Origin of the sequence: Noviherbaspirillum humi, from assembly GCF_900188095.1 — a bacterium.
Taxonomy (GTDB): domain Bacteria; phylum Pseudomonadota; class Gammaproteobacteria; order Burkholderiales; family Burkholderiaceae_D; genus Noviherbaspirillum; species Noviherbaspirillum humi.
In genome coordinates, this window is the sequence record NZ_FZOT01000005.1 from 131515 (window position 1) to 153610 (window position 22096).

The following is a 22096-nucleotide window of genomic DNA, read 5'->3' on the forward strand; positions in this document are numbered from 1 at the left end:
TCGATGATATTTCAGCGCGCTCTACGTCGCGAATTGGTAAGTACCGCGGGCGCCGTCTTCACCACGCTCTTCACCATCACCATCACCATCATGCTGATCCGCATCCTCGGCCAGGCCGCGGGCGGCAAGGTCGCATCGCAGGACGTGGTGGCACTGATCGGCTTCGCGGCGCTCAACTATCTTCCCATCATCCTCATCCTCACCAGCTTCATCTCGGTGCTGCTGGTCGTCACCCGCAGCTACCATGATTCGGAAATGGTGGTGTGGTTCGCTTCCGGCCTCAGCCTGTCGCGCTGGATCCGCCCGGTGCTCGCCTTCGGCCTGCCCATCGTCCTGCTAACCGGGGCGCTGAGCTTCGTCGCCACGCCCTGGGCCAACCGGCAGAGCGCCGAATTTCGCGAACGCTTCGAGCGGCGTGAGGACATCGCCAAGGTCTCGCCCGGCAAGTTCCAGGAATCGGCGGCGTCGAACCGCATCTTCTTCGTCGAGGCGGTGAGCGGCGAGGCGAACCGGGTGCGCAACATCTTCGTCAACACCTTCCTTCCCGGCCAGGCCAGCGTGGTGGTCGCCAGCGAAGGCACCATCGAGACCGACCAGCGCGGCGACAAGTTCCTTGTCATGGAACGCGGCCGCCGCTACGACGCCACCGACGATGCCAGCGAATTCCGTATCATGGAGTTCAAGCGCTATGGCGTGCTGGTGGCACGCCAGTCCGAGAACGCGGTCGGCGACAAATCGGCGCGCTCGCTGCCGACCATGGAATTGCTGCGCAATCCAACGACCTTCAACCGCGGCGAACTGTTGTGGCGCACGGCGCTGCCGCTGATGTGCCTGCTGCTGATGCTGCTGGCGATCCCGCTCGGCTTCGTCAATCCGCGCGCCGGCCGCTCAGGCAACCTGCTGGTGGCGCTGCTGGTATTCGTCATGTACAGCAATCTGGTGAGCGTACTGCAGGCCACGGTGGTGCAGGGCCGGCTATCCCTGGCCGTCGGCTGGTGGCCGATCCATCTGCTGGCGGGACTGCTGGTGGTGGGATTGTTCCTGCTGCGCCTGAACGTCAACAGCCGCTATCACCCCTCGGTGCTGTGGCGCGCGGTGCGCTACGGCCGTGCGCGCAGGGAGCGCGCGCAATGAGGATCCTGCAGCGCTACATATCGATCGAAGTGATGAGCGCGGTGCTGTTCGTCCTGGTCGCCTTCCTCGCCCTGTTCGGCTTCTTCGACCTGATGGGCGAATTGCCTGAAGTGGGGCGGGGCGGCTACCGGCTGCAGCATGCCTTCCTTTACGTACTGCTCGGCCTGCCGGGCTACATCTATGAGCTGATGCCGATCGCGGCGCTGATCGGCACCATCTACGCGCTGGCCAGCTTCGCTTCCCGTTCCGAGTTCACCATCATGCGCGCTTCCGGCATGTCGACCGGCATGGCGGGGTTGGCGCTGGCGAAGATCGGGTTGGTGTTCGTTTTCCTGACCTTCCTGTTCGGCGAGTTCATCGCCCCGGCGGCCAGCGAAATGGCCCAGACCTACAAGCTGCAGGCGCGCGGCGCTTCCATTTCCCAGGAATTTCGCTCTGGCTTGTGGGCCAAGGACGTCATCCGCCGCAACGGCGTGACCGGAGAACAAATCGGCACTCGCTTCATCAACGTGCGCGAGGTCAAGCCGAACGGCCAGCTGATCGGCGTGCGCCTGTACGAGTTCGATCCGACGCTGCGCCTGACCGCCATCATCCGCGCCGACCAGGCTGTCTTCAGCGGCGCCAACACCTGGCGCCTGATGCAGGTGACGGAAAATCTTTTCGCCGGCAACGTCGCCGACAACAGCGCCGCGGTGCAGAGCCGCACTTTGGCCTCGCGCGACCTGGTGACGGAGGTGACGCCGGACATCCTGTCGGTGCTGTTCGCCGATCCGGACCGCATGTCGGCGATCGACCTGTCGGCCTACACCCGCCACCTCGCCGAGAACAAGCAGAGCACCGCCCGCTATGAGCTGGCCTTCTGGAAGAAGGTGGTCTATCCCTTCGCCGTGCTGGTGATGATGGCGCTGGCGCTGCCCTTCGCTTACCTGCATTTCCGCGCCGGCGGCCTGAGCCTGAAAATCTTCATCGGCATCATGATCGGCGTCGCCTTCCAGCTTCTCAACAGCCTGTTTTCGCACGTCGGCCTGCTCAATACCTGGCCCGCCGTCAGCACCGCCGTCCTGCCGAGCGCCCTGTTCCTGCTGCTGGCCATCGGCAGCCTGCTCTGGGTGCAGCGGCATTAGCATGTAACGCCGGCGCCCGGCCGGCATGAAAGGAATGCGCATGAAGACCCACGCACTCGTTTTGTTCGCCCATGGCGCCCGCGATCCGCGCTGGGCGGAGCCCTTCAAGCGGCTGCAGCAAATCATCCAGGCCCAGCAGCCGGACCTCACGGTATCGCTCGCCTTCCTCGAACTGATGGAGCCACGCCTGCCGGCGCTGACGGCTGAACTGGAAGCCAGCGGCCATACCCAGATCACGGTGGTGCCGGTGTTCTTCGGTCAGGGCGGCCATGTGCTGCGCGATCTGCCGCTGATCCTGGACGAGCTGCGTCAGAAGCATCCGGAAATGACGGTCAAGGCGGTGCCGGCGGTGGGAGAGGATGAGGCGGTGCTGAATGCGATTGCCGCTTACTGCATCGGCAGCCTGGCGCGGCAGTAAGGAGAAATGCGGGGCAGGTCTCGTTCCTGCGCCACGAGTTGATCAGATGCTGAGTCAGCTGCCGGCGGCATCTTCGCGCGGCGCAAACGCCTCGCCGATCATCACCAGCACCGGGCCGTGGCATTGCGCCAGCCCTTGTTCCAGGTCGGCCAGGCGGTAGCGCGCCGCGCGCTCGTCGGGGCGGCTGATGTTCTCCACCACCATCACCGGCAGGTCGGGCGACCGGCCCTGTTCCAGCAGCTTCTGCGCGGTGGTCGCCGCTTCCTTGCCGCCCATGTACTGGATCAGCGTGTCGCAGCCGGGCAGGGTGGCGATGTCGGGCTGATTGGGCGCGGTGGATGAGGTGAAGAAGGCGACGCTGCGGGCGATGCCGCGCTTGGTGAGCGGCTGCCGGGTCGAGGCCGCCGCCGCCAGCGCGGCGGTGATGCCGGGCACGATCTCGACTTCGATGCCTTCCGCTTCCAGCGCGCGCAATTCCTCGTCGGCGCGGCCGAAGATCATCGGGTCGCCGCCTTTCAGACGCACCACGCGCCGATAGCGCTTGGCGTATTCCACCAGCTGGCGGTTGATCTCCACCTGCGCCACCGAACGCCGGCCGGAGCGCTTGCCGACGGAAATTTTTTCCGCCTGCGGGCACAGCGCCAGCATGTCGTCGGTCACCAGCGCATCGTGCAGCACCACCTCGGCCTCTGCCAGGATGCGCGCCCCGCGCACCGTGATCAGGTCCGGCGCGCCGGGGCCTGCGCCGATCAGCCAGACCTTGCCATGCGTGGCCTGGCTGCCTGCGCCGGTCTCTGCAATGGACATCGCGCCGCCTTGCTCCCCGTCAGCCGAGGCGGATCATGCCGGCGGCCACCGTCTGGTGGGTCACTTCATCGATCAGGATGAAGGCGCCGGTGGCGCGGATCGCATCGTAGGCATCGGCCGCCAGCGGCTGCTGGACGTTGATGGAGACGGTGGCGATGTCGTTGAGCTTCAGGCCGTCGGCCGGACGGCGTTCCTGGGTGTTGATGTCGAGCAGGGTGTCGATCCCGGTCACCCGCGCCGCCACCTGCTTGGTGGTGTGCTTCAGCCAGTACTTGCGGCGCATGTCGAGCGGCTCTTCCGACAGCCAGCAGACTTCCGCCTTCACCGTCTTCAGCTGCTCGGCCGGCTGGTCGGCGGCGGCCAGCATGTCGCCGCGCGAGATGTCCACGTATTCGTCGAGCAGCAGGGTGATGGACTGGCCGGCGATGGCCACGTCGAGCGAGCCGTCGAAGCTGCGGATGTCCTTCACCGTCACGCTCTGGCCGCCCGGCTGCACCACCAGCTTGTCGCCCTTGTGCACCTTGCCGGCTTCGATGCGGCCCATGTAGCCGCGGAAGTCGTTGGCCTTGTCGCCGTCGTGGCGGGCAACCAATTGCACCGGGAAGCGGAACGGCTGGTCGTGGGCTTCGTCGTAGACGGAAAGCGATTCCAGCAGGGAGATCAGGGTCGGGCCCTGGTACCACGGCATGCGGTCGCCGGCTTCCACCACGTTGTCGCCGGCCAGCGCCGACAGCGGAATGGGATGCACGTCCTGCAGGCCGATCTGCTGCGCGAACTTGCGGTATTCGGCGACGATGCGGTCGTACACCGTGCGGTCGTAGTCGACCAGGTCCATCTTGTTCACCGCCACGATCACATGCTCGATGCCGAGCAGGCGGGCGATGGTGGAATGGCGCTTGGTCTGGGTCAGCAGGGTGACGCTGCCGTCGTCGCCGAGCTTCACCTTGGACACGTCGACCAGGATGATGACGGCATCGGCGGTGGAGGCGCCGGTCACCATGTTGCGGGTGTACTGCTCGTGACCCGGGGTGTCGGCGATGATGAACTTGCGCTTCGGCGTGGCGAAGTAGCGGTAGGCGACGTCGATGGTGATGCCCTGCTCGCGCTCGGCTTCGAGGCCGTCGGTCAGCAGCGACAGGTCGATGGTGTCGCCCACGGTGCGCTTGTGCTTGGCGCGCGAGATGGAAGCCAGCTGGTCGGCGAAGATGCCCTTGCTGTCGAACAGCAGGCGGCCGATCAGGGTGCTCTTGCCGTCGTCGACGGAGCCGGCGGTGATGAAGCGCAGCAGGCCGCGCTCGCCGTGTTCGCTGCCGGCGGCAGACAGGGGATGTTGATCAGCTACGGCGTTCATCAGAAATATCCTTCCTTCTTGCGTTTTTCCATCGATGCTTCGGATGTCTGGTCATCCATGCGGGTCGCGCCGCGCTCGGTGATCTGGGTGACGGCGGTCTCGGCAATGATTGCCTCCACCGTGTCGGCGTCGGAGGCCACCGGGCAGGTGCAGGAGATGTCGCCGACGGTGCGGAAGCGCACGGTTTGGGTCTCGACCGTTTCGCCTTCCTTCGGCGGAGTCAGGTCGGTCAGCGGCACCAGCAGGCCGTTGCGCGGGATGACCTGGCGCTGGTGGGCGAAATAGATTTCCGGCAGCGCCAGCTTCTCGCGGGCGATGTACTGCCATACGTCGAGTTCGGTCCAGTTGGAAATCGGGAACACGCGCATGTTCTCGCCCGGGTGGACGCGGGTGTTGTACAGGTCCCAGAGCTCGGGGCGCTGGGCTTTTGGGTTCCACTGGCCGAATTCATCGCGGAAGGAGAAGATGCGCTCCTTGGCGCGGGCCTTTTCCTCGTCGCGGCGGGCGCCGCCGATGCAGGCGTCGAACTTGTGCTCGGCAATGGTTTCCAGCAGCGTCACCGCCTGGGCGGCATTGCGGGAATCGGTCTGCGGATTGCGCAGGCGGACGGTGCCGCGCTTGATGGAGTCTTCCACCGAGCCGACGATCAGGCGCTCGCCGAGTTCGGCCACGCGCTTGTCGCGGAAGGCGATGACTTCCGGGAAGTTGTGGCCGGTGTCGATGTGCACCAGCGGGAACGGGAATTTGCCCGGCCGGAAGGCTTTCTCGGCGAGGCGCAGCAGGACGATGGAATCCTTGCCGCCCGAGAACAGCAGGGCGGGGTTGCTGCATTCCGCCGCCACCTCGCGCATGATGTGGATGGCTTCGGACTCGAGCCAGTCAAGATGGCGATTGCTCGCGGCGTCCAGGAAAAGTTTGTCGACTGCTGTGTTCATGATTTTCGATGTGAACAATGATGTTGTTCGGAGATTCGTTTCCCTTCCCGTGCGGGAAGGGAGGGACGTTCAGTTCGCCGGCACCGCCTTGATGCGCACCAGCTTGCCGTCCACCACGTGCAGGCCGCACTCCTTGGTTTCCGGGTTTTCCCACCACCAGCGGCCGGCGCGGACGTCCTCGCCCGGCTGGATGGCGCGGGTGCAGGGTTCGCAGCCGATTGACGGATAGCCCTTGTCGTGCAGCGGGTTGTACGGCACTTCGTTGGCGCGGAGGTAATCCCACACGTCCTGCTCCGACCAGTCGGCCAGCGGATTGAACTTGGTCATGCCGTGCGCTTCGTCGTTCTCCTGCACTTCGAGTCCGGAGCGGGTGGTCGACTGGGCGCGGCGCTGGCCGGTGATCCAGGCCTTGTTGCCGGCCAGGGCGCGGTTCAGCGGCTCCACCTTGCGGATGCGGCAGCATTCCTTGCGCATGTCGACGCTGTCGTAGAAGGCGTTCAGGCCATTGGCCTTGACATAGCCTTCCACGGCGGCGGCATCCGGCTTGTACAGCTCGACGTCGTAGCCGTATTTTTCGCGGATGCGGTCGACCATGCCCAGGGTCTCCTTGTGCAGGCGGCCGGTCTCCAGCGTGAAGATGCGGATCGGCAGCCTGGCGCGCAGAATGAGGTCAGCCAGCACCATGTCTTCCGCCGCCAGGCTGGAGGCGAACACCGCCGGCGAGAAATCGCGGGCGATGCGTTCCAGCGTGGCGCGCGTGTCCGCGATGCGCTGATCCAGCTGGCTCATGCTTCGGCTCCGGCGCGCTGCACGCGGCCGAACAGCGGATACGGACGGTCGACCGAATTCTGGTACGGCTCGGTGAAGTCGGAGAGGCCCTTCAGCGCATCCTCGATGTTCTTGTCGGCGCGCACCGCGAAGGCATCGAAGCCGACGCGCTGCATGTAGAACAGCTGGTCGCGCAGCACGTCGCCGATGGCGCGCAGCTCGCCCTTGTAGCCGAGGCGCACGCGCAGATGGTAGGCGATGGAGTAGCCGCGGCCGTCGGTGAACTTCGGGAAGTTCACCGCGATCAGCGGGAAGCGGCCGAGGTCGTCCTTAAGGTCTTCGGCGCGCTCGTCGCTCTCGATCCAGACGGCGAGGCCGGGATGGTTCTCGAGCGCGGCGCGCTGCGCATTCCATACCGCCAGCGGGACGATGACCTTGCCTTCCGGGATGGCGACGCTGTCCGGCGTCTGGCCTTCCGCCAGGCGCAGCACGGTCCAGTCGTCGGCGACCACGGCGCGGTTCTTGATGATGTTAGGCATATGCGTCTTCTCCTGCGGGGTGCTCGGCCTTGATCGGCGTGGCGTAAACAAATTCCTTGAACGGGGCGATGCCGAGCCGGCGCACGGTGTCGATGAAGCGCTCATCCTCGATGCGCTCGCGCACATACACCTTTAGGATGCGGTCGATGACTTCCGGCATCTGGTGGGCGGAGAACGACGGTCCGATGATCTTGCCGATGCTCGTCTGGTTGCCCTGGGCGCCGCCGAGTGACACCTGGTACCACTCGCTGCCATCCTTGTCCACGCCGAGAATGCCGATGTGGCCGATGTGGTGATGGCCGCAGGAGTTGATGCAGCCGGAGATGTTGAGCTCGATTTCGCCGATGTCGTGCTGGAAGTCCAGGTTGTCGAAGCGCTCGGCGATGTCGCCGGCGATCGGGATCGACTTGGCATTGGCCAGTGCGCAGAAATCGCCGCCCGGGCAGCAGATCATATCGGTCAGCAGGCCGATGTTCGGCGTGGCCATGCCGTTTTCTTTCGCTTCCTTCCAGACGGCGATCAGGTCGGACTGCCTGACGTCGGACAGCACGATGTTCTGCTCGTGGGTCACGCGCAGTTCGCCGAAGCTGTAGCGGTCGGCCATGTCGGCGATCTTGTCCATCTGGGCGGAGGTGGCATCGCCCGGCGGCACGCCGGTCTTCTTCAGCGACAGCACCACGGCGGCATAGCCTGGCTTCTTGTGCCCCTTGACGTTGCGGCGCAGCCAGTTGGCGAAGGCCTTGTCCTCGGCCTTGAAATGCTCGACCGCGGCATCGGCGGCGGGCAGGGTTTCGTAGGCCGGATCGACGAAATAGGCGGCGACGCGGTTCAGTTCGGCCTGGGTGATGGTGCTCGGGCCGTCCTTCAGGTGCTGCCACTCCTCCTCCACCTGGCGGCGGAATTCCTCGATGCCGATGGCCTTGACCAGGATCTTGATGCGGGCCTTGTAGATGTTGTCGCGTCGGCCGTACTGGTTGTAGACGCGCATGATGGCTTCGACGTAGCTCAGCATGTGCTGCCACGGCAGGAAGTCGCGGATCTCGCTGCCCAGGATCGGGGTGCGGCCGAGGCCGCCGCCGACCAGCACGCGGAAGCCGATTTCGCCGGCGGCGTTCTTCACCACCGACATGCCGATGTCATGCATGGCGATGGCGGCGCGGTCCTGCTCGGCGCCGTTGATGGCGATCTTGAACTTGCGCGGCAGGTAGGCGAATTCCGGGTGGAAGGTGCTCCACTGGCGCATGATTTCGCAGTACGGGCGCGGATCGACGATCTCGTCCGGCGCGATGCCGCAGAATTCGTCCGAAGTGATGTTGCGGATGCAGTTGCCGGAGGTTTGGGTGGCGTGCATCTCGACCGAGGCCAGCTTCGCCAGGATGTCCGGCGTTTCCTCGATCTTGATCCAGTTGAACTGGATGTTCTGGCGGGTGGTGAAGTGGCCGTAGTCGCGGTCGTGCTCGCGGGCGATGTGGGCCAGCATGCGCATCTGCTTCGACGACAGCAGGCCGTAAGGCACGGCGATGCGCAGCATGTAGGCGTGGCGCTGGTAATAGAGGCCGTTCTGCAGGCGCAGCGGGCGGAACTCGTCTTCGGTCAGTTCGTCGGAAAGGCGGCGCCGCACCTGATCCCGGTACTGGGCAACGCGCTCCTTGACGATCTGGTGATCATAGTGGTCGTAGCGATACATCTTCGTGTCCTTAAAAAACGAGTTTTGCAGCGACAGCCGTCAGCGTGCTGGCCAGCAGCGCGCGCAGGATTTTTTCCGGAACGCGGCGTGCAGCCAGTGAGCCCAGGGTGATGCCGGGCAGCGAGCCCAGCAGCAGCGCCACCAGCAGTTCCCAGTTGATGGAGCCCAGCCACCAGTGGCCGAAAGCGGCGATGGCGGTCAGCGGAACGGCGTACGCAATATCGGTGCCGGCAATTTCGGCCGGCGCGAGGCGCGGGTAGAGTAACACCAAAAGCGTTGCTCCGATGGCACCGGCGCCGATGGACGAAATGGTGACCAGGGTGCCGAGCAGCGCGCCGAGCACCACGGTGGCGACGGCGAGGCTGCGGCCCTGCAACTGCTTTTCGGGATGGGCCTGCACCCAGGCCTGCATCTTTCCGCGGAAAATCAGGGCGATCACCGTCAGCAGCACGGAAAAAGCGATGGAATAGCGGATGATCTGGCCGATTTCCTTGTCCAGCGCACCGACATGCTTGAGCGCAAAAGTGGCCAGGATGGCGGCTGGCAGCGCGCCAAGGCAGAGATGGCGCACGATGTCCCAACGCACGTTGCCGCTGAAACGATGCGCCAGCGTACCGGCGGCCTTGGTCGTGGAGGCGAAGGCGAGGTCGGTGCCGACCGCCACCGTCGGCGAGATGCCGAACAGCAAGGTCAGCAGCGGGGTCATCAGCGACCCGCCGCCCACGCCCGTCAAACCGACCAGCAGGCCGACGGAGAAACCAGAAGCTACATAAGAAAGAGTCATATAGTCCCACGCAAAGGAGCGTGAATCGTAATAAACTTATTCTTTATTCCAAACTACAGAGTATTTATTTGCTTATATGCTTCTCAGATATAAAAACTCGAAACATGCATAAGGCGGATAAATCGGGCAACTTGGAGCGGGCGCGATGAACCTCCATCAATTGCGCTTCGTGCGCGAAGCCGTCAGGCAGAATTTCAATCTCACCGAAGCCGCCAAGGCGCTCTACACCTCGCAGCCGGGGGTGTCCAAGGCCATCATCGAGCTGGAAGAGGAGCTGGGCGTGGATATCTTCACCCGCCACGGCAAACGGATCCGCGGACTTACCGAGCCGGGCAGGGCGGTGCTGAAGTCGGTGGAGCTGATCATGCAGGAGATCGACGGCCTGAAACGCATCGGCAAGGAATTCGCCGCCCAGGACACCGGCAGCTTCACCATTGCCACCACCCATACCCAGGCGCGTTATACCTTGCCAAAGGTGGTGCAGGCTTTCACCCAGAAGTATCCCAAGGTCAGGTTGTCCTTGTTGCAGGGCAACCCGAGGCAGGTGGCCGACATGGTGCTGCGGGACCAGGCCGACCTGGCGCTCGCCACCGAAGCCATTGCCGACATGGACGGCCTGATCTCGATTCCCTGCTATCAATGGGAGCATGTGCTGGTGGTGCCGCCGGAGCATGCGCTGCTGCGCAGCCAGACGATCACCCTGGAGGAGATCGCCGCTTATCCCCTCATTACTTACGATGCCGCCTTCGCCGGCCGCGCCCGCATCGATCATGCTTTCTCGCTTCGGGGCTTGAGCCCGGATGTTTTGCTGGAAGCCATCGATGCCGACGTCATCAAGACTTACGTGGAGCTGGGACTGGGCGTGGGCCTCATCGCCGGCATGGCTTTCGACGCCGAGCGCGACCGAAACCTCCGCGCCATCGAGGTCGGCCATCTGTTCGGCACCAACGTGTCGCGGGTGGCGCTGAAGCAGGGCGCCTACCTGCGCAGCTACGTGTACACCTTCATCGAGCTGCTGGCGCCCACCCTGAACCGCAAGCTGATCGAGCGCCTGATGAGCGGTGAAAAAGACGTCTATGAGTTATGACCTTGTCTCGCTGAAGCCGCTGGCCGAGTGGCCGCTGGCGGAGCGGCAAGCCATCGCCGGCGTTCTGACCGACATCGATGACACCCTGACCACCCACGGCCGCCTGGACTCCGGCGTGCTGGCCGCGCTGGAAAGCCTGCGCGGCGCCGGCCTCAAGCTCATCGCCGTGACCGGCCGCCCCACGTGGTGGGCAATGCCGCTGCTGCGGCTGTGCGCCTTCGATGCGGTGATCGCCGAAAACGGCGCCAGCGCCTTCTGGCTGGAAGATGCCGGCCGGCAGCAAGCCCTGTTCTATGCCGATGCCGCTACCCGCGGCCAGCATCGCCGCGCGCTGGAAGCGCTCGCGGAGGAACTGCAGGCGCGCTTCCCCGGCCTGCAGGTGGCCGACGATGCCGCCCAGCGTGTCGGCGACCTTGCCTTCGACATCGGCGAGAACATCGCGCCGCTGCCGGCGGAGGCGGTGGAGGAAATCGCCGCCTTCGTGCGCGGGCGCGGCTTCTTCGTTGCCACCAGCAGCATCCACCTGCATGCCTCGGTCGTCCGCTTTTCCAAGCAGGAAACCACGCAGCAGGTGCTGGAAAAAGTATTCGGCATCGGCGATGAGGCGGCCCGCGCCGGCTTTGCCTTCGTCGGCGACTCGGCCAACGATGCCCCCATGTTCAGCCACTATCCGAACACCATCGGCGTGGCCAATGTCCAACGGTTTCTGCCGCGCCTGCCCAAGGCGCCAGTCTATGTCACCCGCCAGGCATCGGGCGCCGGATTCATCGAAGTGGCGCAAGCCCTACTGGAAGCAAGACAATGAATGAAGTAAATACCTCATCCGGCTTTTACCTGCAGCTGGCCGCCATTGCCGAAGCGGCTTACGGCCGTCCCGAGCGAGAGGAGGATTTGCTGGATCTGCAGGAAATGGTGGCCGAAGCGCTGGAAGCGCACGACATCCTGGAACTCGCCTGCGGCACCGGCTACTGGTCGCAGCTGCTGCAGGACGAGGTGGCAATTTCCCTGCTCGCCACCGACATCTGCCCGGAAGTGCTGGACATCGCCCGCACCCGCGATCTGGACGAGGAGATCGTCAGCTTTGCCCAGGCGGATGCCTTCGATCCCAAGGTCGAAGGCGATTTCTCTGCCTGCTTCATCGGTTTCTTCTGGTCGCATGTGCCGCGCCAGGATCAGGACCGGCTGCTCGCCGCCTTGCGCGCCCGGCTCGGCGCCGGCGCCTTGCTGGTCATGGTGGACGACAATCTCGTCGAGGATGATGAGAACCCGATCGCCCGCACCGACGCCGAAGGCAATACCTACCAATTCCTGCGCACGCCCGACGGCGAGCGGGTGGAAGTGCTGAAAAACTTCCCCACCGACAGCGCCCTGCGCAAGAAGCTCGCCGCCCATGCCCGCGAGGTGAGGGTGGAGCGGCTCCATCACTACTGGATGCTGACCTGCAAGCTGAAGTAGGCAGGCGCCGGATGGGTTCTCCGCCCGGCCAAGGCGGCATTCCCCATCGGGTCCGATGCCGATGCCCGTTCTTTGTTCTGGACGAACTGGCGCCTCCTCCCATCGGAAATGCATCGCCTGGGCAACACGGTGATCGCCTCCAGGCAAGAGGCTCGACTGCGCGCTCCCGCGCTCACTCTGCGCCAAAGATGTGGCAAGACGCCCATTCGCAGCGGGATATTGGCTATATTCACCTGTTGACGCAGTTTTGACCTGGACAAGTAATGGTCAAAATTGATCGGTCTCAAATCGGCCAGTGTGGCGTTTCCTAAGATGCAGGGGCCGGCGGCAGGTTGCGCTCCTTCCTCGCGCCGCCATCGTCCCAAGGAGACCCTGATGAGATTTATCCAAACCCTATGTATCCTGGCGCTTTCCCTCCTGCTCGCAGCCTGCGGCGGCGATGACGACGCATCGCCTGCCACATCGAGCGTGGCGGCCTCTACCACCATCGACAAGGTGGCGCAGTCGAACGGCTTCAATGCCTTGCTGGCTGCGGCCGTCAAGGCCGAACTGTCGACCACCCTGGCCGATCCGTCCCAGCGCTTGACGGTATTCGCTCCCACCGATGCCGCCTTCACCCAGCTTGCCAGTCGCCTCGGCTTCGACAGCGCCACCGCCATGGTGCAGGCGCTGCCGGCAACCACGCTCAAAAACATTCTCAGCTATCACGTGCTGCAGGGCGGCAAGCAGGCGGCGGACTTGAGCGCGCCGGCTTCCTCCAGCCAGCCGACCTTGTACAGCTTCGGCGGCCAGCCGGCCACGCTGGCGGTGGCGGCCAGTGGCAGCAGTCTGCGGCTGACCGATGCGGTCCAGACCAGCGCTACTGTCACGACGCCGAATGTGGCAGCCAGCAATGGCGTCATCCATGTGATCGACAAGGTGCTGGTGCCGCCGGGTGTGCTGAACGCAGTGCAGATGGCACGCGCCAATCCGGAGCTTTCTTCCCTGGTCGCCGCGCTGACCGCAGCCAACCTGCAGAACACCTTGTCGGGGGCGGGTCCGTTCACGGTGTTCGCCCCGACCAATGCAGCTTTCGCCCAGGCGCCGGCCGGACTCAGCACCCAGCAGCTGACCACCGTGCTGACCTACCATGTGCTGGGCAGCCAGGTGCTGGCGGCGCAAATCCCGTTCGGCACGCCGGTCCAGACCTTGTCCGGCCAGTCCATCGCGATCGCCAGCGGCACGCCGCCGACCATCGTCGATACCACCGCCACGCCGGCCAGGATCACCGCGACCGACATCCGCGCCAGCAACGGCGTGATTCACCTGATCGACAAAGTCTTGATTCCGGCCCTCTAGTCAGAGTCAGGGAGAAGAAGCGGGCGAGCAGCGCCCAAAGAAAAAGCCGGAGCTGATCGCAGCTCCGGCTTCATGATGGAACCGTCTTCGGCTTACGCTGCCAGGCGGGTGGAGACCGTCTTGCAACCGTCGAGCAGGAAAGCCAGGCTGATCACCAGCACCAGTTCGCCCTCGGCGGAACGGGCGGTGCCGTTCACGCCCGGCACCGACAGCGCGGTGAGCGGCTTGATCACCAGGTCGGCCGTGCCATCCACTGCTTCCACCGCCAGGATGTAGGGTTGGGGCGCGGCGATCACCACGCCGACCTTTTCCTTGCAGGGCTCGTAGCCGAGGATGCCGGCGAGCGAACGCACCGCCAGCGGCCGGCCCTGGTCGCGCAGCACCGGGGCGCCGCCAACCTCGTCGAACTCGTCCGGCAGGGAAACCACCCGTTCCACCGCCACCATCGGCATGGCCAGCGCCGCGCCGGAGGCGCGCACCAGCATGGTCGGGACGATGGACAGCTCGATCGGCAGGCGGATGGTGAAGCGGGTACCCTGGCCCAGCGCGGAGTCGATGCGGATGGCGCCGCGGTGTTTCTCCACCGCCGTCTTGACCACATCCATGCCGACGCCTCGGCCGGAAACGCTGGAGGCGACTTCCTTGGTCGAGAAACCGGGCAGGAACACCAGCTGGAAGGCTTCCTCCGCCGTCTGCGCCGCGTTGTCGCCGATCAGGCCCTTGGCGATCGCCTTGGCGCGCAGCTTGTTCGGGTCCATGCCCTTGCCGTCGTCCGAGAGTTCGATCATGACGCTGCTGCCTTCCTGCCAGGCCTTGAGCAGGATGGTGGCCTTGGACGGCTTGCCGGCGGCAGTGCGTTCGGCGCCTTCCTCGACGCCATGGTCGAGAGCATTGCGCAGCATGTGCACCAGCGGGTCGTACAGGCTGTCGACCACCACACGATCGACTTCGGTTTCGGCGCCTTCGATCACCAGTTCCACTTCCTTGCCGAGGTCGCGCGCCAGTTCGCGCACCAGGCGCGGGAATTTCTGGAACAGGCGGCCCACAGGCTGCATGCGGGTGGAGAGCGTGGCGCGCTGCAGTTCGGTGGAATAGCGCGAGGCGCGGGCCAGCGTTTCCTGCAGGGCCGACATCAGCACCGCCGCCTGGCCGTCGAACTTGAATTGCGCCAGCTTCTCCAGCAGCACCGCCGCCTGGTTCGCCGCCTGCACCGATTCGCCCGCCACTTCCAGCAGGGCGTCGAGCTTGATGGCATCGATGCGGATGCTGTCCTCCTTCACCTGGGCGGTGATGGGGCGGGGCGCATCGTCGGATTTGGCAGGATGCGGCGCTGCTGCGGCGGCGGGCGACGCTGGCTTCGCGGCGTTGTCGGCCACCAGATGCAGGCCGGCCGGCACCACCGCGCGATACAGCGCTTCCCAGTCGAGCTGGACCTCGCCGTCGGTGCTAGTGGCCGCGACCTGCGCCTTCGCTTCTACCGGAACCGCAGGGGCGGCAGGCGCGGCGGGTTCCGCCGGCTTGCTTTCGATGGCGTTGCGCAGCAGCTCTTCCAGCGACTGCGGCATGGCCGGGAGGGCTTCCGGCGCCGTGCCGCTGGCCAGCTGGTTGAGCTGGTCGGCGACGAAGCCGCTGGCCTGCAGGCCGGCCTCGATGGCCACCGGCGTCACCGGCACCTTGCCGGTGCGCAGCGCGTCGAACAGGTTTTCGGTCAGGTGGCAGGCCGACACCATCGCCGGCAGGTTCATGAAGCCGGCGCCGCCCTTGATGGTATGGAAGGAGCGGAACAGGGCATTCAGGGAATCGGTGTCGTCCGGCCGCCGCTCCAGCGACAGCAGGTGCTCCTCCACATTGGTCGCCAGGTCGATCGCTTCGACGACGAATTCCTTGAGCATGTCGTCCATCAGAACCCCAGGTCGGCCAGCAGGCTGTCGACGTCATCCTGGGCCATCGCCGCGCCCGGCGCGGCCGGGCCGGACATCAGCTCGACTTCCTTGTGCTCGGCGGCCATCGCCGCCTTGACTTCCGGCGGCGCGTTGTCGCGCAGCAGCTGCGCCAGCTCGCGCTCGGCGGTGCTGGTGATGTTGACGATTTTCTTGATCAGCTGGCCGGTGATGTCCTGGAAATCCTGGGCCATCATGATGTCCAGCAGGCGCGCCTTTTCCGATTCGGTGGACTGGGTGACGATGGCGGCGAACTGGCGCGAATCGCCAGCCAGCGCCTTGAACTCCTCGATGCCGAGCTTGCCGGCAAACAGGGCGGCCCAGCGGTCTTCCATGTCCTTGGCCTTTTTCGCCAGTTCGTCCTGCTCCGGCATGCCGCCGTCGACGGCATTGAGCACCTTGTTCGCCGCCTGCTCGGTGAGCGAAGCCACATGCTCCAGGCGGCCTTGCGCATCGGTGATCTGGGTGGCGACCTCCGACAGCGAGCGGTCGTAGCCGAGCTGGCGCAGCGAATCGTGCAGCATGCGCACGATGCCGCCGAGACGCTCGTACATCGGCTTGTCGCCGCTTTCGCCGGCGGCCTCCTGGCCGTCGGCCTGTGAAAATTCATCCGCCTGGCCGGCGTCCGCCGGCGGGGCATTATCGGCCGCAGGGGCCGGCGCTTCGGCCACGGCCGAACCGGCCCGTTGCGCGGCCACCTCCTCGAACAATGCTTCGAGATCGTCTTCTGCAGCTTGTGTCATGTCTGGATGTTCCTTTATCGATCGTGATTCTTGCCGTTTTTGCAGCATTCATGGCGATGCCGTCGTTTTGTCTCCGCTCGCAAGAGTCAGTTTCCAGAAAGCATCATAAACCCGGCCTCGCCGGGTGCCAAGCATGATGCAGAAGAATTGTTGCAGTGGCGCTTTTTTGCCCGGTGGACTTGCTTAACTTTCAACGCCGCCGGCTGAGGAGGCGGTGTTTTCAACCAGGTCCAGGGTCGCCTGAAACAACGGCGATTCGGGATCGGCGAAGGCATCGCAGATGGTCATGTGGTTGATGCCATCCAGAGACAGATTGGCCCGGTGGTTGTCCTTCCAATGCTCGGCCAGCAGTTCGGCCTGGCGATGAAACTCCTCCGATTCCAGGGCGCCGACGGCGGTCACGAAAGGCGCCGGATGGCTCTGCGGCATGGTGGCCGGAGACAGGCGATGGATGCGGGCGTCGTCCAGCTTCAGGTCGTCCTTCAGGAAGTCGACATGGCGCAGCGGCTCCAGATCGGCCACGCCGGACATGACTACGCCGGCCTTCACCAGGTCGCGGGGCAGATCGGCGCCCACCTCCGGCCACAGCGCCGCCATCAGCATCGCCGTCAGGTGGCCGCCGGCGGAGTGGCCGGAAACGATGATGCGCTCCGGGTCGAAATCGTATTGCTCGGCGTGGCGGTAGAGCCAGGCCAGGGCGCGCAGCTGCTCATGGACGATTTCGTCCAGCGTGGCGGTCGGCGCCAGGGTGTAATTGGTGATGGCCACGTTCATGCCGGCGGCGACGAAGGAGGGCGCGATGAAGGAGAAGTCCGACTTGTCCATCGCACGCCACCAGCCGCCGTGAATGAACACCAGCAGCGGCGCGCCGCCGCCGCGCGCCGGGAAGAAGTCGAGGCGCTCGGCCGGGGTATCGCCATAAGGCAGGTCGAGCAGGGCGGCATGATTGCGGCGCACCCGCTGCGACTCCTTCAGCCAGCGGGTGAAGATGTGCGGATGGTCGGGGATGCTGGCGCGAGCGTTGTACTGGCGGCTGTAGAAGTCGGTCGGGTTGTCCATGATTGCTGAGCGTCGTTAGGCGAACAAGGCGCCCAGTGTAATCGCAAAGGCAGTGGCACGCGCCAACCGCGCCGGCGATTTGACGCTGGCGTGGGCCGGACCTACACTCGGCGCTTTCCAAACGCCTTCCCTCCAATGCAGCCCTGCGAAATTCAAGCCATCCACGATGCGAGCCTTGCTGCCCGCCTCGACGCGGCCATCGACAACAAGACCAAGCCGCGCGGCAGCCTTGGCGCGCTCGAAAAGCTGGCGCGGCAGGCGGGTTTGATTCAGCGGACCGTTACGCCATCGATCGAGCGGCCGGCCATCATGGTGTTCGCCGGCGACCATGGCATCGCCGCCGAAAACGTCTCGCCCTATCCGCAAAGCGTGACCTGGCAGATGGTGGAAAACTTCCTGGCCCAGGGCGCCGCGATCAATGTTTTCGCCCGCCAGCATGGCTGCGAACTGCAGGTGGTGGATGCCGGCGTCAACCACGACTTCGGCCCGCGTGACGGCCTCATCGATCGCAAGATCGGCCGCGGCACCGGCAATTTCCTGCACGAGCCGGCGATGAGCGCCGAACAGCGCGACCGCGCCATGCAGGCGGGAAGGGAGCTGGTTCGCGGGTTGCCGGGCAACGTCATCGGGTTCGGCGAGATGGGCATCGCCAATACCAGCGCGGCCGCCGCCGTCATGCACCGTCTGACCGGCATCGCGCTCGAGGATTGCGTCGGCGCCGGCGCCGGCCTGGAGGAAGCCGGCGTGCTCCGCAAGCGAGGCATCATCTCCCGCGGGCTGCAACGCCATGCCGATGCGGTGGAACCGCTGCAGGTGCTGTCCGCCTTCGGCGGCTTCGAGATTGCCATGATCGCCGGGGCCATGCTGGGCGCGGCCGAGCGGCGCATGATCATCCTGGTAGATGGCTTCATCGTCACCAGCGCGCTGCTGGTGGCGTCGCGGCTGCAGCCGGCGCTGCTCGATTACTGCGTGTTCTCGCATTGCTCCGACGAACGCGGCCATGCGCTGATGCTGCGCCATCTCGGCGCCGAACCGCTGCTGCGGCTCGGCCTGCGCCTCGGCGAAGGATCGGGCTGCGCGCTGGCGCTGCCGCTGCTGCGCTCGGCCATCGGCTTCCTGAACGAGATGGCGACCTTCGATTCCGCCGGCGTCAGCGAACGGAACGACTGAGGCCATGGAGATGCCGGCCGATTCCCGCGTGACGCTGGGCCAGCGCAGCCTGCATCAGCTGCGGCTGTTCTTCGTCGCGCTGCAGTTCTTCACTCGTCTGCCGATTCCTGGCTGGGTCGGCTTCGAACCGGCCTGGCTGAATCACGCATCGCGCTATTTTCCGGCAATCGGCATCCTGGTCGGCCTGCTCACCGCAGGCTGCTATTTTCTGGCTGCGCTGGTGTGGCCGCAGCCGGTGGCGGTGCTGCTGTCGACCGCCTTCGGCATCTGGATCACCGGCGCCTTCCATGAAGATGGCTTCGCCGACATGTGCGACGGCTTCGGCGGCGGCATGACGGCGCAGCGGGTGTTCGAAATCATGAAGGATTCCCGAATCGGCGCCTACGGCGCCATCGGCATCGTGCTGATGCTGCTGGCGAAATGCGTGGCGCTCTGGTCGCTGCCGCCGCAGGCGGTGGCGCCGGCGCTGCTGGCCGCCCATCCGCTGTCGCGCCTCATGTCGGCGGCACTGATCTGGCGCATGCGGTATGCGAAGGAAGAGGGCAAGGCCAAGCCGCTGGGACAGGCGATGAGCGGCGGCGAGTTCGCCATCGCGGCAGTCGCCGGCCTGGCGCCGGCCGTCCTGCTCGGTGCCGTCGGCAAGCTGCCGCTGGCCGGCCTCATGCTCGCCGCGTTGTTGATGATGGCGGTCGCCTTCTGGCTGGCGCGCCTGTTCCGCCGCCGCATCGGCGGCTACACCGGCGACTGCCTCGGCGGCGTGCAGCAGGCAACCGAACTGGCGTGCTATCTCGGCCTGCTCGCATCGTTCGGCCCACTGTTTGCAGGTTGAGCGATGCGGCTTTTCCTGATCCGGCATCCGAGACCTGCAGTCGATCCGGACATCTGCTATGGCAGCAGCGATATCGCTGTCGCGCACAAAGAGATGACGACTGCATCGGCCCGGCTCCTGCCTCAACTGCCGAAAGGCGTTCCGGTCTTCTCCAGCCCTTTGCGGCGCTGCGCCGCCTTTGCCGAAACGATCGCAGCGGCGCTCGGTTCTTCCTTCCCGCAATGCGATGCGCGCCTGATGGAAATGGATTTCGGCGCTTGGGAAATGCAGCGCTGGGACGACATCCCGCGCGCCGAAGTCGATGCCTGGGCCGCCGACCTCGCCGGCTTTCGGCCCGGTGGCGGCGAGACGGTGCGGGAGGTCGCGCAGCGGGTGCTGGACTTCCGTGCCGAGCTCCTGAACGCTCGCCTGCCGCAGGCGCTGGTGGTCGCCCATGCCGGCACCATCCGGCTGCTGCTGGCCGCGCGCGATTCGCAGGCGGCCGAAGCAGTGGCGCTCAGCGCCGCGGGCGCGGCCCATGGCATCGCCTATGGCGAGCTGATCCTCATCGAGGCCTGACACTTTCAATTGCTTCGCACTACGGTAGTGCACTACAATGGCCGCGTTCTGGTGCCCGCGTGCTGTTCATGCACGCAGTTAAACGGGAAACACGGCGCCTTTCTCCAAGCGAAAGGCCAACGTGTGCTGCCCCCGCAACGGTAAGCAGGCGTCGGCGCGCAAGCGTCCGACGGGTTCTCTCAAGGCCACTGTGCAGATGCATGGGAAGGCGAGCGGACCGGCCTGTCAGCCCGGATACCGGCCAGGACGGGAAGAAGCATCGCCGACGCGAGCCGGCGCTTCTGTTTTTGGCCCGGCATGCGGGGAAGCGCGCCGGGCAACACCATTACCGACCACTCATGACCAAAACCGCACTTCGCCGTGCCTTCCCTGCCTGGGGAACGCATGCGCTCGTACCCGCTTTCGCCGCCTTTTCCGTCTTGCCTGCCTGCATGGCGCAAGCCCAGACCGCCGAGGGCCAATCCTTGCCGCCGGTGACCGTCACCGCCTCCCGTTTCCCGAGCGATCCGGCTGCCGCACCGATCGGCGCCACCGTCATCACCGCCGAGGACATCCGCGCCGCCGGGATCAACAACGTCAATGAAGCGATCCGCAAGCTGGGCGGCGTGTTCGGCCGCCAGAGCACCACCGGCACCCAGGATTACTCCCTCGACCTGCGCGGCTTCGGCGGCAGCAGCGACCAGAACCTGGTGATTCTGGTGGACGGCATCCGCCTCTCCGAGAATGAGTTGTCGAACGCGCTGACTTCTTCCGTGCCGGTCGAGTTGGTGGAGCGCATCGAGATCGTGCGCGGCGGCAGCAGCGTGCTGTACGGCGAAGGCGCCACCGGCGGCACCATCCAGATCATCACCAAGCGCGGTCCGCGGCAGGGCACGCGCGGCACCGTGGTGGCCGAGGTTGGCAATTTCGGCCATCGCGAACTGCGCGGCTATGCAGCCAAGGGCTGGGATGGCTTTTCCATCGATGCCAGCATCGGCACGCTGCAGACCGACAACTACCGCGACAACAACCGCCTGAAGCAAGGCAACTTCAGCGGCGGCATGCAGTGGTCCTTCGATCAGGGCCGGGCCGGCCTGCGCGTCGATTCCCTGCGCCAGGATTCGCGCTTCGCCGGGTCCCTGACGCTGGCCCAGTTTCTCGCCAATCCACGCCAGACCACGTCGCCGGGCGATTTCGGTTCCAACGACGTGGACCGCTTCACCTTCTTCGCCGAGCGCCGCATCGGATCGGTCGATCTGGCGGCGGAACTGTCGCGCCGGGAGAAGACCAACCGCGGCAATTTCGAAAGCGGCTTCGGCACTTTCGTGTCGCGCGCCGACAGCCGCTACACCCAGTTCTCGCCGCGCCTGCGCCAGACCTCGAACTTCGGCGCCATCAGCAATGAAGTGGTGACCGGCCTCGATTTCGGGCGCTGGTCGCGCCGCACCGACAGCAGCTTCGGCGGCTTCCCCTCGAGCGCCGCCGACGCATCCCAGCGCTCCGCCGCCTTCTATGTGCGCGATGAAATCCGTACCGGCGGGTTGCGCGTGGCGGCCGGCGTGCGCGCTGAAAAATTCAGCAAGGACTTCAGCGATCCGCTCAGCTTCAGCAATACCGGCTACCAGCGCGATCACCGGCTCAATGCCTGGGACCTGCAGGCCAGCTATCGCGTCATGCCCAGGTTCGACGTCTTCGGCAAGGCTGGCCGCAGCTACCGCGTGGCCAACGTCGACGAAAATGCGCTCACGCCGGTGCTGAACCAGGCGCTGGAGCCGCAGACTTCGCGCGACCTGGAGATCGGCGCCACCCTCGGCGATGCGGCCGGCAAGGCCACCGTGCGCGCCTTCCGGCATCGGCTCAACAACGAGATCTTCTTCGATCCGACCATCGGTTTCGGCGGCGCCAACGTCAACCTCGATCCGACCCGGCGCGAGGGCGTGGAGCTGGAAGCCAGCACCCGCATCGGCAAGGCTTATGCGCTGAAGGCGGTGCTGCAGCATGTCTCGGCCAAATTCACCGACGGTCCGAACGCCGGACGCGAGGTGGTGCTGGTGCCGCGCAATACCGCGCTGCTGCGCATGTCGTGGATGCCGGGGAACGGCCACAGCGCCGATGTCGGTGTGCAATGGGTGGATTCGCAGCGCTATGGCGGCGACTTCGGCAATACCTGCTCGGCGCGCATTCCTTCCTTCGCCACGGTGGACGGCCGCTACGCGCTGCGCCGCGGGCCATGGGAATTCGCGCTCGTCGGCACCAACCTGGCGAACCGGGATTATTTCAGCAATGCCTTCGGCGCCTGCCGCAGCGGCATCTATCCCGAGAACGGCCGCCAGCTGAAGCTGTCCGCGCGCTACGATTTCTGATAACCGGGGACGGCTGTTACCGCGTCCG

21 protein-coding genes and 1 riboswitch are annotated in these 22096 nt (G+C 65.5%); of the genes, 11 read left to right on the forward strand and 10 right to left on the reverse strand.

Features of this window, described 5'->3' with window-relative positions; translation table 11 throughout:
* Positions 1–3: 3 nt before the first annotated feature.
* The 3 genes from lptF to CHB88_RS10490 are packed head-to-tail and all read left to right on the forward strand — an operon-like array spanning position 4 to position 2676.
* The gene (lptF, locus tag CHB88_RS10480) at positions 4–1134 is read left to right on the forward strand and encodes an LPS export ABC transporter permease LptF (protein WP_089399271.1); all 1131 of its coding nucleotides are present in this window, start codon (positions 4–6) and stop codon (positions 1132–1134) included.
* Positions 1131–2258, forward strand: a complete 1128-nt coding sequence (gene lptG, locus CHB88_RS10485) for an LPS export ABC transporter permease LptG (protein ID WP_089399272.1) — start codon at positions 1131–1133, stop codon at positions 2256–2258. Before lptF ends, lptG begins: the two co-directional genes overlap by 4 nt.
* A 40-nt stretch (positions 2259–2298) precedes the next feature.
* Complete coding sequence (locus tag CHB88_RS10490) at positions 2299–2676, forward strand: sirohydrochlorin chelatase (RefSeq protein WP_089399378.1); 378 nt, start codon at positions 2299–2301, stop codon at positions 2674–2676.
* 54 nt (positions 2677–2730) lie between these two features.
* Here CHB88_RS10490 and cobA read toward each other — a convergent pair whose 3' ends face one another.
* From cobA to CHB88_RS10525, 7 genes are all read right to left on the reverse strand, one after another.
* On the reverse strand, positions 2731–3483 hold the full coding sequence (gene cobA, locus CHB88_RS10495) for a uroporphyrinogen-III C-methyltransferase (RefSeq protein ID WP_089399273.1): 753 nt from the start codon (positions 3481–3483) through the stop codon (positions 2731–2733).
* Positions 3484–3502: 19 nt separating this feature from the next.
* The gene (locus CHB88_RS10500; protein ID WP_089399274.1) at positions 3503–4834 is read right to left on the reverse strand and encodes a sulfate adenylyltransferase subunit 1; all 1332 of its coding nucleotides are present in this window, start codon (positions 4832–4834) and stop codon (positions 3503–3505) included.
* Complete coding sequence (cysD, locus tag CHB88_RS10505) at positions 4834–5769, reverse strand: sulfate adenylyltransferase subunit CysD (protein WP_089399275.1); 936 nt, start codon at positions 5767–5769, stop codon at positions 4834–4836. The genes CHB88_RS10500 and cysD overlap by 1 nt, the downstream gene beginning before the upstream one ends.
* Before the next feature lie 69 nt (positions 5770–5838).
* Positions 5839–6558, reverse strand: coding sequence for a phosphoadenylyl-sulfate reductase (locus tag CHB88_RS10510; RefSeq protein WP_089399276.1), 720 nt, complete (start codon positions 6556–6558; stop codon positions 5839–5841).
* Positions 6555–7076, reverse strand: coding sequence for a DUF934 domain-containing protein (locus CHB88_RS10515; protein ID WP_089399277.1), 522 nt, complete (start codon positions 7074–7076; stop codon positions 6555–6557). Before CHB88_RS10515 ends, CHB88_RS10510 begins: the two co-directional genes overlap by 4 nt.
* Complete coding sequence (locus CHB88_RS10520) at positions 7069–8763, reverse strand: nitrite/sulfite reductase (protein WP_089399278.1); 1695 nt, start codon at positions 8761–8763, stop codon at positions 7069–7071. The genes CHB88_RS10515 and CHB88_RS10520 overlap by 8 nt, the downstream gene beginning before the upstream one ends.
* Before the next feature lie 10 nt (positions 8764–8773).
* A complete protein-coding gene (locus CHB88_RS10525) occupies positions 8774–9547 on the reverse strand; it encodes a sulfite exporter TauE/SafE family protein (protein ID WP_089399279.1) in 774 nt (257 codons plus the stop codon).
* Between the two features lie 145 nt (positions 9548–9692).
* On the opposite strand from CHB88_RS10525, the gene CHB88_RS10530 reads away from it, so the two are divergent.
* The 4 genes from CHB88_RS10530 (at position 9693) to CHB88_RS10545 (ending at position 13427) form a co-directional block, all read left to right on the forward strand.
* Entirely contained in the window at positions 9693–10634 is a 942-nt protein-coding gene (locus CHB88_RS10530) for a CysB family HTH-type transcriptional regulator (protein ID WP_089399280.1), read from the forward strand.
* Positions 10624–11439 (forward strand): HAD family hydrolase, encoded by an 816-nt coding sequence (locus CHB88_RS10535; RefSeq protein ID WP_089399281.1) that lies wholly within the window; start codon positions 10624–10626, stop codon positions 11437–11439. The genes CHB88_RS10530 and CHB88_RS10535 overlap by 11 nt, the downstream gene beginning before the upstream one ends.
* Entirely contained in the window at positions 11436–12089 is a 654-nt protein-coding gene (locus tag CHB88_RS10540; RefSeq protein WP_089399282.1) for a class I SAM-dependent methyltransferase, read from the forward strand. The genes CHB88_RS10535 and CHB88_RS10540 overlap by 4 nt, the downstream gene beginning before the upstream one ends.
* Before the next feature lie 375 nt (positions 12090–12464).
* Positions 12465–13427 carry a fasciclin domain-containing protein gene (locus tag CHB88_RS10545; RefSeq protein ID WP_089399283.1) on the forward strand — a complete coding sequence of 321 codons (963 nt, stop codon included), beginning with the start codon at positions 12465–12467 and terminating at the stop codon, positions 13425–13427.
* A 92-nt stretch (positions 13428–13519) separates the two neighbouring features.
* Here CHB88_RS10545 and CHB88_RS10550 read toward each other — a convergent pair whose 3' ends face one another.
* From CHB88_RS10550 to CHB88_RS10560, 3 genes are all read right to left on the reverse strand, one after another.
* A complete protein-coding gene (locus CHB88_RS10550; RefSeq protein WP_089399284.1) occupies positions 13520–15328 on the reverse strand; it encodes a chemotaxis protein CheA in 1809 nt (602 codons plus the stop codon).
* On the reverse strand, positions 15328–16110 hold the full coding sequence (locus CHB88_RS10555; RefSeq protein WP_089399285.1) for a protein phosphatase CheZ: 783 nt from the start codon (positions 16108–16110) through the stop codon (positions 15328–15330). The genes CHB88_RS10550 and CHB88_RS10555 overlap by 1 nt, the downstream gene beginning before the upstream one ends.
* 183 nt (positions 16111–16293) lie before the next feature.
* Positions 16294–17169, reverse strand: coding sequence for an alpha/beta hydrolase (locus CHB88_RS10560; protein WP_089399286.1), 876 nt, complete (start codon positions 17167–17169; stop codon positions 16294–16296).
* 135 nt (positions 17170–17304) lie between these two features.
* Here CHB88_RS10560 and cobT point away from each other — a divergent pair, with 135 nt between their 5' ends.
* From cobT to CHB88_RS10580, 4 genes are all read left to right on the forward strand, one after another.
* A complete protein-coding gene (gene cobT / locus CHB88_RS10565; protein WP_089399287.1) occupies positions 17305–18339 on the forward strand; it encodes a nicotinate-nucleotide--dimethylbenzimidazole phosphoribosyltransferase in 1035 nt (344 codons plus the stop codon).
* Positions 18340–18343: 4 nt separating this feature from the next.
* The gene (locus CHB88_RS10570) at positions 18344–19168 is read left to right on the forward strand and encodes an adenosylcobinamide-GDP ribazoletransferase (RefSeq protein ID WP_425436091.1); all 825 of its coding nucleotides are present in this window, start codon (positions 18344–18346) and stop codon (positions 19166–19168) included.
* A 3-nt stretch (positions 19169–19171) separates the two neighbouring features.
* Positions 19172–19726, forward strand: coding sequence for a histidine phosphatase family protein (locus CHB88_RS10575; RefSeq protein ID WP_089399288.1), 555 nt, complete (start codon positions 19172–19174; stop codon positions 19724–19726).
* A gap of 32 nt (positions 19727–19758) precedes the next feature.
* Positions 19759–19986, forward strand: a riboswitch (cobalamin riboswitch).
* A 78-nt stretch (positions 19987–20064) separates the two neighbouring features.
* Complete coding sequence (locus CHB88_RS10580) at positions 20065–22068, forward strand: TonB-dependent receptor family protein (RefSeq protein WP_089399289.1); 2004 nt, start codon at positions 20065–20067, stop codon at positions 22066–22068.
* The last annotated feature ends 28 nt before the right edge of the window (positions 22069–22096 follow it).